Raw genomic sequence first — 12981 nt, 5'->3', positions numbered from 1 at the left:
CGAAGATTTTGCGTACGTCAGCCGTACAGCGCCTCGATGTGCCCCCGGTAGCGCCGGTAGGCCTCGTCATATAGCGGCACGTTGCGCTCGATTGGCCGCACCGCACTGCTCGCGTCCAGCCGCACGCATCGCTCGCAGATATCGACCAGGCTGGCATCCGGGTCGTCCTGACGGGCCAGGCACCAGGCTGCCTGTATCGCGCCACCGAGGGCGGCCGCCTCGCTGTGCTCGGTGCAGATGACCGGCATCGCCATGCTGTCGGCCACCAACTGACGCCAGAGCGGGCTTTTCGCGCCACCGCCGATCAGCCGAATGCTGTCGCTGTCGATCCCGTTGTCGTGCAGCAGGTCCAGGCCGAAACGCAGACCGAAGGTGGTGCCCTCGAGCACGGCGCGGCACAGGTTGGCGCGGGTCAGGTTGTCGGTGGTCAGCCCGAGCAGGGTGCCGGTGGTGTTCGGCAGGGGCGGTACCCGTTCACCGTTGAGAAAGGGCAGCATGCTGATGCCTTCGGCCCCGATTGGCGCCTGCGCTACCAGCGCGCTGAAACCCTCCAGATCCAGTTGTAGCAGCTCGCGCACCACGGCGTTGGCGTTGGTCAGGTTCATGGTGCAGATCAGCGACAGCCAGCCGCCCGAGGACGAGCAGAACGCGGCCACCTCCGGATGACGGCTCACCGCTGGCCGATCGGTATAGGCATAGAGCGTTCCCGAGGTGCCGAGGCTCATCGTGATCATGCCTGGCGCGATGTTGCCGGTGCCGATGGCGCCCATCATGTTGTCGCCGCCGCCGCTGGAAACCAGCGCGTGAGGATTGAGGCCAAGGCGTTCGGCTATCTCGGGGCGAAGCGTGCCGACCGGTGCGTGCGGTTCGATCAGCTCGGGCAAGGCCCGCTCGAGGCGCCCGCTGGGGTCGATCTGGCGCAGCAGCGGCAGGTCCCACTGGCGGGTGCGCACGTTGAAGTAGCCGCTGCCGGAGGCGTCACCGTATTCGGTGCAGCAGCGCCCGGTGAGCCAGTAGTTGAGGTAGTCGTGGGGCAGCAGGATGTGAGCGATGCGCTCGAACAGCGCCGGGTGATGGCGCCGTGTCCAGAGCAGTTTGGACAGTGTGTAACCCGGTGCGATGGCGACCCCGAGGCGCTGCAGGGAACCTTGCTCTCCGCCCAGCAGCGCCAGCAGCTCATCGTTCTCCGGCGTTGACTCGGTATCGCACCAGAGCTTGGCTGGACGCAGCACCTGGCCGGCTGCATCCACCGCGACCAGCCCGTGCTGCTGGCCCGAAACGCCGATGCCGAGTACGTCCAGGCCTGATCGACCCGCCTGAGCGAGCGCGATACGGGTGGCCTGCTCGAAGGCGTCGACCCATTGCGTCACCTCCTGTTCGCGGTGGCCGTTCGGCCCGCTGATCAACAGGTGAGAGGCCGAGCCTTCGCCCAGTACATGCCCGGTTTCGGCATCGAGCAGGATCGCCTTGGTGCCTTGGGTGCCGCAGTCGATGCCGAGGTACATGAAGCGCCTCCTGTTCAGTAGGTGAGCAACAGCTCGAGTGTGCCTTTGACCCCCAGGCTGCGCAGGCGCTGCAGGCCGCGTTCGAAGGCTTCGACGAAGGCGGGGGAGCGAATCAGGTGCGGGCCGAAGATTTCCTCGCGACCGAGCAGACGCTGGGCCAACCCCTCGTCCTCATCGACCAGCGCCTGGCAGAAATCCGCTCGCGGATCGGGAATCCGGTAGCGATTGCCGAGTTCGTCTACGCCCTTGAGATAGAGCGCCCAGGCGGCCACCACTAATGCAGCGCGATCGAGTTGGGCGTTATCTGCGATCAGGCGGTTGATAGTCGGTATGGTGAACTTGGGAAATTTAGACGACCCGTCCGAGCAGACGCGCTCGAGCTGATCGGCGATCGCCTGATTGGAGAAGCGTCTGATGAGGGTGTCCTTGTACTCGGACAGGTCGATGCCCGGGACCGCAGCCAGTTGCGGAGTCACGTCCAGATTCATGTAGGCGCGGATGTAGCCGACGAACAACGGATCGGCCATGGTTTCGTGGACGAAGCGGTAGCCGCGCAGCCAGCCCAGGTAGGTCAGGGCCAGGTGGCTGCCGTTGAGCAGCTTGATCTTCATCTCTTCGTAGGGGGTGACGTCATCGGTGAACTGTACGCCGACCTTTTCCCAATCGGGCCGGCCGTTGACGAACTTGTCTTCCAGTACCCACTGCAGGAACGGTTCGCACACCACCGGCCAGGCATCGTCGATGCCGTGCTCGTCATGCAGGTCGAGGCGGTGCTGGGTGCTGGTCATCGGGGTGATGCGATCGACCATGGCGTTGGGGAAGCTCACGTGCTCGGCGATCCAGTCGGCCAGCTGCGGGTCGAGCAGGGTGGCGAAGGAAATTAGCGCTTTGCGCATGACCTCGCCGTTATGCGGCAGGTTATCGCAGGACATCAGGGTGAACGGCGGGACACCGGCGTCCCGGCGAGCGGCGAGGGCGGCGCAGATCAGGCCGAACACGCTGACCGGCTCGTCGCGGTTCATCAGGTCGTGCTGGATCAGGGGCAGCTCGGCGTTGAACTCGCCGGTGCTGTCGTCCATGCAGTAGCCGCCCTCGGTGATGGTCAACGAAACGATGCGAATGGCGGGGGCGGCGAGCTTGGCGATCACCGCGCGGGAGCCGTCCTCGACCAGCAGCATGTCGCGGATCGCGCCCATCACCTGCACGTTGGTATCGGGGCGATCGTCGAGTTCGACCAGGGTATACAGGTAGTCTTGGCCGGCCAGCGCGTCGCGCATGGCGCGCTCCTCAGGGCGTGTGCCGATGCCGCAGATGCCCCAGTCCAGGCCTTCGCCGGCATTCATCAGGGCTTCGGTATAGACCGCCTGATGGGCACGATGGAAGCCGCCCACGCCGATGTGGGCGATGCCGGCGGTCACGCTGTCCAGGCGATAGGTCGGCTGGCGCACATGGGCGTCCAGGTTCGGCAGGTTGTTCTGGTTCAGCTTCATGATCGGTCTCGCTGGCGTAATTAGGTCGGTGCAGCGCCGTCGCCGGCACGGGGTTGCGGCAACGGGTCCACGAAAGACAGGCCGCCGCAGCGGCCCGGATTCAAGCGGCCTGCTCGAGCGGTTGGCCGATCGCCTGGCCTCGTTCGTCGAACAAGTGGCAGTGCGTGGCCTCGAGGGTCAGGTTCAGCTGCTCGCCATAGCGCGGGGTGAAATCGCCGCGGATGCGCATCGTCAGCGCCTCGCCCGAGCGTGTGACGACGTGGCAATAGGTGTCGCTGCCCAGGCGCTCGCTGACGTCAGTCTTCACCTGCAGCTGACATTGGCCTTCGCTGCCACGGTTCAGGTGCTCGGGGCGAATGCCGAGGGTCACCGGGGCACCGACGCTCAATGAGCCGCCGTCGACCGGCAGGAACAGGCGGCACTGGGCGTCGAGTTCGACTTCGCAGCCGCCGGACTCGATACGGGCGACCTTACCCTTGAGAAAGCCCATCTTCGGGGTGCCGAGGAAGCCGGCCACGAACAGGTTGGCCGGGCGGTGATAGAGCTCCATCGGCGAGCCGACCTGCTCGATGCGTCCTCCGTTGAGGACCACCACCTTGTCCGCCAGGGTCATGGCTTCGACCTGGTCGTGGGTCACATAGATCATGGTTGCCTGCAGCTCCTTGTGCAGGCGCGCCAGCTCCAGGCGCATCTGCACGCGCAGGGCGGCGTCGAGGTTCGACAACGGCTCGTCGAACAGAAAGATCTTCGGGTTGCGCACGATGGCGCGGCCGATGGCGACGCGCTGGCGCTGGCCGCCGGAGAGCTGGCGCGGCTTGCGCTCGAGCAGCGGCTCGAGTTCAAGAATCCGCGCCGCCTCTTCGATCTTGCGCGACACCTCCTGCTTGTCGGCGCCGGCGAGGTCGAGGGCGAACGACATGTTCTTGCGCACCGTCATGTGCGGATAGAGCGCATAGGTTTGGAACACCATCGCCAGGTCGCGCTTGGCCGGGCTCAGGTCGGTGATGTCGCGGCCATCGAGTTCGATGCGACCGTTGCTGACTTCCTCCAACCCCGCGATCAACCGCAGCAGGGTCGACTTGCCGCAGCCCGAGGGGCCAACGAAGACGACGAATTCGCGGTCGCGGATGTCCAGGTCGATGCCCTTGATGATCTCGTGACCATCGAAGCCCTTCTTGAGGTTATGAATCCTGAGGTCTGCCATGGGAGTTCCTCTTCAGAGAGCGTCATGACGCGCGGCGGCTGCCGCGAGCGATGGAGTGATCGGGCGGCCGGTCATTTCACGGCGCCGAAGGAAAGGCCGCGAACCAGCTGCTTCTGGCTGATCCAGCCGAAGATCAGGATGGGTGCGCAGGCGAGGGTGGACACCGCCGAGAGCTTGGCCCAGAACAGCCCCTCGGGGCTCGAGTAGGACGCGATCAGTGCCGTCAGCGGGGCCGCGTTGGCCGAGGTCAGGTTGAGTGACCAGAAGGCCTCGTTCCAGCACAGGATCAGCGACAGCAGGACGGTCGAGGCCAGGCCACCCTTGCTGATCGGCAGCAGCACACGGGTCATCTCCTGGAAGATCGTGGCGCCGTCCATGCGGGCCGCTTCGAGGATGTCGCGGGGGACGTCCTTGAAGTAGGTGTAGATCATCCAGACCATGATCGGCAGGTTGATCAGCGTGTAGATCACGATCAGTACGCTGCGGCTGTCGAGCAGGCCGAACTGTTTGGCCAGCAGATAGATCGGGACCAGTACGCCGACCGGCGGCAGCATCTTGGTCGAGAGCATCCAGAGCAGGGTGCCTTTGGTGCGCTTGGTTTCGTAGAAGGCCATGGAGTAGGCCGCCGGGATAGCGATCAGCATGCCCAGCGCGGTGGCGCCGAAGGAGATGGTCACCGAGTTCCAGGCGTACCTGAAGTAGCCGCTGCGGTCCTGGATGTGCAGGTAGTTTTCCAGCGTCGGGGTGAAGATGAACTGCGGCGGCGTGGCGAAGGCGTCGATCTCGGTCTTCAGGCTCGTCAGCAGCATCCAGAAGATCGGGAAGAACAGCAGCAGCGCCACGGTCCAGGCCGCGATGCCGACCAGCGTGGTGTTCAGTCGGCGGCTTTGTTTGAGCGTCAGCATGGGTTCTGGCCTCAGTATTTTTCGGTGAGGTTCTTGCCGAGCATCCGCACCAGGATGATCGCTGCGATGTTGGCGATGACCACCGCGATCAGGCCGCCGGCCGAAGCCATGCCGACGTCGAACTGCAGCAGCGCCTGGTTGTAGATCAGGTAGGCGAGGTTGGTCGAGGCGTAGCCCGGCCCGCCACTGGTGGTGGTGAAGATTTCGGCGAACACCGAGAGCAGGAAGATCGTCTCGATCATCACCACCACCGCGATCGGCCGCGCCAGATGGGGCAGCGTCAGGTGCCAGAAGATCGCGATCGGGCCGGCGCCATCGAGGCGGGCGGCTTCCTTCTGCTCCTGATCGAGCGACTGCATGGCGGTCATCAGGATCAGGATTGCGAAGGGCAGCCACTGCCACGAGACGATGATCACGATCGACAACAGCGGGTGCTGGGCCAGCCAGTCCACCGGCTGCGCGCCGAAGAACCGCCAGACCGCGGCGAGGATGCCCGAGACCGGGTGGTAGATCAGGTTCTTCCAGACCAGCGCGCTCACCGTCGGCATGATGAAGAACGGCGAGATCAGCAGGACGCGGGTGATGCCCCGTCCGGCGAAGTCGGCCGCTTCCAGCAGCGCCGAGATCAGCACGCCGAGCACGACGCTGATCAACAGGACGCTACCGACCAGGATCAGGGTGTTGAGCATGCCGGGCATGAAGCCCGCGTCGGTCAGAAAGTATTCGAAGTTCTCCAGCCCGACGAAATCGTTTTCGCCGGGGTAGAGCAGGTTGTAGCGGATGACGGAGAAGTACACCGTCATCCCCAGGGGCACGATCATCCACAGCAGCAGCAACGCCACCGACGGGCTGACCAGAAACCAGCCGGGCTTTACGCGGCGCCGGGACGCGGGCCGATCCTGCGGGGCGCCGGCCCGCTCGGTATCGAGGGTCGTGGTGCTAGTCATGGGCTGTGCTCCGGGGACAGCGACGCGCAGCGGACCGGATCGAGGCGACCCGGCCATGCGTATGTCCGTTACAGAAGTGGGAGTGGCTTATTTCGGGTAGCCGGCGCGTTTCATTTCCCGGGTCGTCGACTGCTGCACGGCGTTGAGCATCTGCTCGACGGGCATCTGGCCGGTCAGCGCCGCGGCGAACATCTTGCCGACCTGGGTGCCGATGGCCTGGAACTCGGGAATGGTCACCAGCTGGATGCCGACATAGGGCACCTTCTTGGCCGACGGATCGGCTGGATCGGCCTGCTTGAGTGATTCCAGCGTCACGCGAGCGAAGGGCGCGGCCTTCATATACTCGTCGCTGTAGGTCGACTCGCGGGTGCCCGGTGGCACGTTGGCAACGCCATCGGTCTTGGCGACCAGTTCGGCATATTCCTTGGAAGTCGCCCAGGCGGTGAACGCTTTGGCCGAGTCCTTGTTCTTGGAGCTGGCGGGGATCGCAAGCGACCAGGAGTACAGCCACGCCGAGCCTTTCTCGGTGGTTTCATGGGGCGCGAAGGTGAACCCGACCTGATCGGCGACGCGGCTCTGGGAGGTGTCGGTGACGAACGAGCCGGCCACGGTGGCGTCTACCCACATGGCGCACTTGCCACTGTTGAACAGGGCGAGGTTTTCGTTGAAACCGTTGCTCGAGGCGCCGGGCGGGCCGTACTTGCGCAGCGTGTCGACGTAGAAGTTCGCCGCTTTGGTCCATTCCTCGCCGGTGAATTCCGGTTGCCACTTCTCGTCGAACCAGCGCGCGCCGAAGGCGTTTGCGACGGTGGTCACCAGCGCCATGTTCTCGCCCCAGCCTGCTTTGCCGCGCAGGCAGATGCCGTACTGGTCCTTGTCGGGCTGGTGAAGCTTTTCGGCGAACTCGGCCATTTGCGTCCAGGTCGGGCGCTCGGGCATTTCGATACCCGCCGCCTCGAACAGGTCGGTGCGGTAGTAGGTCATCGAGCTTTCGGCGTAGAACGGCAGCGCGTACAGCGTGCCGTCGACGGACAGGCCTTCGCGCACGGAGGGGAAGACGTCGTCGAGCTCGTAGTTCTGCGGCAGGTCCTGCATCGCTTCGAGCCAGCCTTTGGCGCCCCACAGCGAGGCCTCGTACATGCCGATGGTCAGCACGTCGAACTGGCCACCCTGGGTGGCGATATCGGTGGTCAGGCGCTGGCGCAGCACGTTCTCCTCGAGCACCACCCAGTTGAGGTTGATGTCGGGGTGCTGTTGCTCGAAGGTCTTGGAGAGGCGCTGCATGCGAATCATGTCAGCGTTGTTGACGGTGGCGATGGTCAGGGTTTCTGCCGACGCTGTGCTGGCCAGAACCAGGCAGACGGTGCCAATGCAGGCGGTACCGAGAAGAGTTTTGCCGATATGCATGTCGGACTCCTTTTCCACGCCGACCTCGGCGTCGGAAGTTTTTATTGTTGTTGTGGATGCCACGCTAGAAGCGCGGCCCTCTCGCAGCCATTACAACGCTGGCGGCTCTCGGCAACAAAGCCGTGAATACACTCGAACTAGTACTATTTTGCACTCGTCAGCAATTTGGCTTTCGCGCGAATACGCAGTCTGAGCCGCAGCGCGGGGCGGCAAACGAATTTTTGACGGGAAATGCGTATCAGGTCGCCAGCGCCCGCTCCGTCGTACGCACCATCGCAAGGCGTCGATAACGCGACGGGGTCATGCCCTTGAGCTGCTGGAAGCGGCGATTGAAGTTCGAAAGGTTGTTGAAACCGGATTCGAAGCAGACATCGGTAACGGGCTTGTCACTCTCCACGAGCAATTCACAGGACTTGCTGATGCGTAGGCTGTTGACGAACTCGACGAAGCACCGGCCCGTGGCGCGTTTGAAGAAGCGAGAGAAGTAGGTTGGCTTCATGCCCAGGTGGGCGGCGACTTCTTCGAGCGGCAGCTCGCGCATGTAGTGCTCGAAGATGTAGTTCACCGCGAGGTTGGTGCGATCGGCGTGGTGTTCGTCGCCCAACTGCGCGGAGGTGGCGCCGGAGAGCAGCTGATAGTCGTCGCAGCGAGCCAGCAGCTCGAGCATGATCAGGAAGTAGCCCAGGCGGGTGACGCCCTGGCTGTCGGCGACCTGCTGCATCAGCTCTCGAGCCAGGCGGATGGTACGCGGGCAGCGGAATTCGATGCCGTAGCGCGACCGCTCGAGCATCGGCGCGAGCAGCCGCAGTTCCGAAAAGACGCTGTTGCCGGCCTCGAAGAGTTCGTCGGTAAAGTTGACCAGCATGTCGCGCTTATGGACGACTTCGCCGTCGTCGACCTGGCTGATCCAGTTGTGCGGCAGGTGGGGGCCGGTGAGGAACAGGCTGTCAGGCCCGAAGTTGCCGACATAGTCGCCGATGAATACCTTGCCGGAGCTGGCGACGATCAGGTGCAGCTCGTACTCCTTGTGGTTGTGCCAGCGCACCAGCGGACAGGGGAAGCCGTGCTCCCGGTAGATCAGGGAGTTGCCGTTGTGGTCGTCCATCAGTTCGTAGGACGGATCAGTCGTTCTTATATTTTTCATGGCGCCACTGTCATGAGCCCAATCCGCAGAGGGTATAGCGCTTTTACCCATGATTTCCAGGCGGGTGCTCCAGGGTTGTGAGTTCGCGGCGGTAGGGCAGCTCGGGGCCGGTCCGCGAGCAGGTGATCGCCGCGGCCTCCATGGCGAAGGCGAGCATCTGCATGAGGGTCTCTCGATCGAGCATGGCCAGTGCTTCGGGCCGATCGAGCTGGCGTTCGTAGAGGAACGTCAGCATCGCCGCCTGGAAGGTATCGCCCGCGCCCACGGTATCGCGCAACTGCACCGGCAGCGCCGGGCTGTGCAGCATGCCAGCGCGTCGACTGAACGCTTGCGCCCCGTCGGCACCGCGGGTGAGTACGACCAGCTGGCAGCGGTCGGTCAGCCAGTCTTGCGCGACATCCTCTGCGCTGCGGTCGGGGTAGAGCACTTCGAGATCTTCCAGGCTGACCTTGATCAGATGGGCCTGCTGCGCCAGGTGCTCGATGCGTTCGCGCCAGATCGGCAAAGCCGGCTCCACGTTCAGGCGCACGTTGGGGTCGAGCGAAATCAGTCGACGTCCGCTCTCGCGTGCCACCAATGACGAAATCGTATCGGCGACCGGCTGTACGACCAGCGAGTAGGAGCCGATGTGAATACCCCTGACTCGCTCGTCGAGCATCGGCAGATGCTCCTCGCGCAGCAGGCGGTCGGCACACCCTTCGCCGCGAAAGCTGTATTGCGGAGAGCCGTCGAGACCTACCGCGACCATCGCCAGCGTGGTGGGTGCGTCGAACGGGATCAGGTATCGCTCGTCGACCTGTTCGTGCGCGAGTACCTGGCGCAACTGGCGGCCCAGCGAATCGCTGGAGAGGCCGCCGAAGAGTGCGGCGGGGACGCCGAGACGGCTAAGACCGACCGCGACGTTGAACGGCGATCCGCCCGCGACGGCTTCGAGGGACAGACGATTGCTGCGCTCCGAGGTGGGTGCGCCAGCAAAGACATCGAACAACGCTTCGCCACAGACCAGGTACATACAGGTGCTTCCATCCGCGATAGGTGCGGGGAGCTTAGTCCGGGCATGGCTCGGACAACAGTACGAAACGGCTGTGCCAGTGATACGTTCTTGTCATTAGAGCAGCGCTGTTTAATTTAAAAACAGCACGAGATTAGTCTTATAAGTTACTGAAAAATAACGATTCTGGTCTAATTACTAGAGAAAATCTAGAAGATCCTTCTATCTCCTTGAAAATACAGCATTAATCGAAATTGTTACCTGCCCCCGACTGGATGCTTTGCGGGACTTCAATAGACCCAGATTTCAACTCGCCGGTTGCGGATTCGCCCGTTCGCGTCGTCATTCGAAGCGACTGGAAGTTCGTCTCCCAATCCGCTGATTTCCTTGAATATTACGCCACCTTTTGCGAGCTCACGCCGGACTGCCATGGCCCGCAGACGGGATATCAATGCGGCGCGAGAGGGATCCGAATTGGAGTCGTCGAAGCCGACCAGTACTGCACGCTGGCGGAGCAGGTCATGTTCGCGCAGGTAGGCGATCACTCGTTCGATGTCACGCTGGGCCTTGTTGTCGAGGCGCGCACTGCCATCGTCGAAACGAAAGTTGACGGTCAACCGCTTGGCTTCGCGCGCCATCTGGCGATAAGCCGCCGGCATGCTCGGAGCCGGTGTCTGGCTCACGGCCTGGACACTCTGGGCGATGTAACCAGCCTTTATCACGACCGCCTGGCCAGCATCGCTGTGGGCAAAGTCGATGAAACGGCGGACCCAGGCGGAACTGCCAGATGGGTCTGCGTAAAAGAACAGGCGGCGCGACAGCGGGTAGTCTTCGGTGGCAACGGTCGTCGTCTCCGGCAGCATCGGCAGCGAATTGCCGTCGGTAATCGCCAACGCCTTGGCCCGGCCGACCGACGCCAGCCCGACGAAGCCAACGGCTCCAGGATCACCCACCACGGCGGCGGACAGTTCATCGTTGGACTCGTAGCGCAGTGCGCTGCTGTGCAGTGATGTCGAGTGGCTGGCCAGGACCAGCTCCTTGAATGTGTCATAGGTGCCCGACATGTCGTCGCGTGCGTGCAGCCTCACGGAGAGATCGGCGCCGCCGATCTCGGACCAGTTCTTTACCTGGCCGGCGAACAGACGCGCCAGTTGAGCAGAAGAGATGCTTTGCATCGGGTTGGAGGGGTGCACGATGATCGCCAACCCGTCGATGGCGACGACCTGCTCGGCCTGCACGCTCTTGAGATCGCCGAGAAACGCCAGGGCGGCCAGTTCGCTGTCCTTGATCGGTCGTGAGGAGGCCGCAAGATCGGTTGTGCCGTTTTTCAAACCGACGAAGCCGGTGCTCGAACCATGTGCGGCAACGGTCGCTATGATCGGCTGACCCTGCGCGTCCCTGGCGCTGACCTGTTGCTCGTTTTCGACCCCGCTGGGGCGGATGGCTACGTCCGTGAAGCCTTCGGATCTGAACAGCTCCGCAACGAGCATCGGGGCGAGCTTGGCGCCGACGGTGTTGGAGCCTTGAATGCGCAGTACCGGCTGGGCAAGGTTCTGTGCCGCCGCCTGGCCTAGCGGAAGCAGTCCCAGCAGCGCCAGCGACAGGCTGCGCAACGTGTTGTGCCAACTGCGACCCTTATCCCCGTTGATGTCCATGCCGAGCTCTCTCCTCCCAAGAAGGCGGGGAGAATAAGTCAGAACGATGACCGATTCATGACGGGGTGCGGCCTGTCGGAAGGGCGTCACATTTCTCGATCAGGCCAGTTCGACCCAGACCGGGCAATGGTCGGAGGGTTTGTCCATGGCGCGGATCTCGTAATCCACCCCGGTGTCCTTCAGGCGTGGGCGCAAACCGCTGGAGGTCATGATCAGGTCGATGCGAAGGCCGCGCCGAGGCGTGTCTTCGAAGCCGCGGCTGCGGTAGTCGAACCAGCTGAAGCGATCGTTCACCTCGGCATTGAGCGTGCGGAAGCTGTCTTCCAGGCCCCACGCCTTGAGTTTGCACAGCCATTCGCGCTCTTCGGGCAGGAAGCTGCATTTGCCGGTGCGCAGCCAGCGCTTGGCGTTCGCCTCGCCGATGCCGATGTCGCAATCCTCCGGCGAGATATTGAAGTCGCCCATCACGGCGATGGCCTGATCGGGCGTGAAGCGCTCCTCGATGAAGGCTTGCAGGTCGGCGTAAAACTTTGTCTTGGCGGGGAACTTGATGGGATGGTCGCGGCTTTCGCCTTGGGGGAAATAACCGTTCATCACGGTGACGGGCGAGCCGTTGGCATCGGCGAAGCGGCCCCAGATGAAGCGCTTTTGCGATTCCTCACCGTCGTTTGGCAGCCCCTTGTGGATTTCCAGCGGCGCCTGGCGCGAGAGCAGGGCGACGCCGTAATGACCCTTTTGGCCGTGGTAATGGACGTGGTAGCCCAGCGCCTCGACCTCCGCCTGGGGGAACTGCTCGTCGGAGACCTTGGTCTCCTGAAGGCCTATGACGTCGGGCTGGTGTTTGTCGATCAGGGTGGCCAGCTGATGGGGGCGAGCACGCAGGCCGTTGATGTTGAATGAAACGAGTTTCATGGGCTGTCCGGTTCGCAAAAGCGCAGATTCTAGAGGCTCAGGGCCCTGTCGGCGAGCCCGACAGGACGGCTTGGGCTTCATCCGACGCCGGTCCGGACGCGTGGCGAGCCACCTGTCGCGGTGCTACCGTCCCTGTAACCCTCATGCGAGAACTGCCATGCCGACCACCGCCGAAATTCGCATGCTCGATAGCGGTTATGCCCGGGAAACCTGCTCGCTGCTGTATCACGCCTACCGGCATGAACCGACCTTCTCCTACCTGTTCGAGGCCGACCGTCCGGGTTACGACCACCGGGTACGGGCAACGGTGCGTGAGCTGGTGCGTCAGCATTTCTTTCAGGACCAGCCGGCGTTGGGGCTGCTGGTGGATGATCGTCTGGTGGCCGCTGCGCTGATCGTGCCGCCGCAGCGCAGACTCGATGTCACCGAAAGCTGGGCCTGGCGTATGCGCATGCTGCTGTCGGCCGGTTTTCGCTGCACTCGGCGTTACCTCGACTACCGCGCCGCCGTGCTGAGCTGCCTGCCGCCAGGCGCCTTTCACGTCCTACCGCTGATGGGCGTGCACCCCAAGTACCAGGGGCATGGTTACGGCGAGCAGTTGCTCGAGGCGTTGCATGACTGGTGTGCCGACGATCCCAATTCCGAAGGCCTGGTGATCGACACCGGCAACAGCCGATACCGAAATTTCTACGAACGCCAGGAGTACCAAGAGGTGGGCGAGGTGGCCATCGGGCCGGTAGTCGAGCAGTTGTTCTTTCATCCCGCGCCGCGACAACGGCAGACGGCAGGCGGCTGAGCCATTGCCGCACCGAGAATTTTCG

Annotated in this window: 11 protein-coding genes; 1 reads left to right on the top strand and 10 read right to left on the bottom strand. The window is 63.4% G+C overall.

All coding sequences use genetic code 11. From position 1 onward, the window contains the following. Positions 1 to 17: 17 nt before the first annotated feature. From xylB to xthA, 10 genes are all read right to left on the bottom strand, one after another. A complete protein-coding gene (xylB, locus tag G7026_RS12150) occupies positions 18 to 1505 on the bottom strand; it encodes a xylulokinase (RefSeq protein ID WP_181071111.1) in 1488 nt (495 codons plus the stop codon). Positions 1506 to 1519: 14 nt separating this feature from the next. Then, on the bottom strand, positions 1520 to 2995 hold the full coding sequence (locus tag G7026_RS12145) for a mannitol dehydrogenase family protein (protein ID WP_181071109.1): 1476 nt from the start codon (positions 2993 to 2995) through the stop codon (positions 1520 to 1522). A gap of 100 nt (positions 2996 to 3095) precedes the next feature. Next, positions 3096 to 4199: an ABC transporter ATP-binding protein gene (locus G7026_RS12140; RefSeq protein ID WP_181071107.1), complete on the bottom strand. Its 1104-nt coding sequence runs from the start codon at positions 4197 to 4199 to the stop codon at positions 3096 to 3098. A 71-nt stretch (positions 4200 to 4270) separates the two neighbouring features. Further along, positions 4271 to 5104 carry a carbohydrate ABC transporter permease gene (locus G7026_RS12135; RefSeq protein ID WP_181071105.1) on the bottom strand — a complete coding sequence of 278 codons (834 nt, stop codon included), beginning with the start codon at positions 5102 to 5104 and terminating at the stop codon, positions 4271 to 4273. Positions 5105 to 5115: 11 nt separating this feature from the next. Further along, positions 5116 to 6051 (bottom strand): carbohydrate ABC transporter permease, encoded by a 936-nt coding sequence (locus tag G7026_RS12130; protein WP_181071089.1) that lies wholly within the window; start codon positions 6049 to 6051, stop codon positions 5116 to 5118. An 87-nt stretch (positions 6052 to 6138) separates the two neighbouring features. Next, the gene (locus G7026_RS12125) at positions 6139 to 7458 is read right to left on the bottom strand and encodes an ABC transporter substrate-binding protein (protein WP_181071087.1); all 1320 of its coding nucleotides are present in this window, start codon (positions 7456 to 7458) and stop codon (positions 6139 to 6141) included. Positions 7459 to 7696: 238 nt separating this feature from the next. Then, positions 7697 to 8602, bottom strand: coding sequence for an AraC family transcriptional regulator (locus G7026_RS12120; protein WP_181071085.1), 906 nt, complete (start codon positions 8600 to 8602; stop codon positions 7697 to 7699). Positions 8603 to 8645: 43 nt separating this feature from the next. After that, positions 8646 to 9614, bottom strand: a complete 969-nt coding sequence (locus tag G7026_RS12115) for a carbohydrate kinase family protein (protein ID WP_181071083.1) — start codon at positions 9612 to 9614, stop codon at positions 8646 to 8648. Positions 9615 to 9883: 269 nt separating this feature from the next. Continuing rightward, positions 9884 to 11248 carry a substrate-binding domain-containing protein gene (locus G7026_RS12110; RefSeq protein ID WP_181071081.1) on the bottom strand — a complete coding sequence of 455 codons (1365 nt, stop codon included), beginning with the start codon at positions 11246 to 11248 and terminating at the stop codon, positions 9884 to 9886. A gap of 99 nt (positions 11249 to 11347) precedes the next feature. Further along, a complete protein-coding gene (xthA, locus tag G7026_RS12105) occupies positions 11348 to 12160 on the bottom strand; it encodes an exodeoxyribonuclease III (RefSeq protein WP_181071079.1) in 813 nt (270 codons plus the stop codon). Positions 12161 to 12317: 157 nt separating this feature from the next. On the opposite strand from xthA, the gene G7026_RS12100 reads away from it, so the two are divergent. Continuing rightward, positions 12318 to 12956 (top strand): GNAT family N-acetyltransferase, encoded by a 639-nt coding sequence (locus G7026_RS12100; RefSeq protein ID WP_181071077.1) that lies wholly within the window; start codon positions 12318 to 12320, stop codon positions 12954 to 12956. The last annotated feature ends 25 nt before the right edge of the window (positions 12957 to 12981 follow it).

The sequence above is a fragment of the Stutzerimonas azotifigens genome (assembly GCF_013522725.1).
GTDB classification, from domain to species: domain Bacteria; phylum Pseudomonadota; class Gammaproteobacteria; order Pseudomonadales; family Pseudomonadaceae; genus Stutzerimonas; species Stutzerimonas azotifigens_A.
Note: the sequence above shows the minus strand (reverse complement) of the source record. Positions and strands in the feature narration are given on the sequence as shown.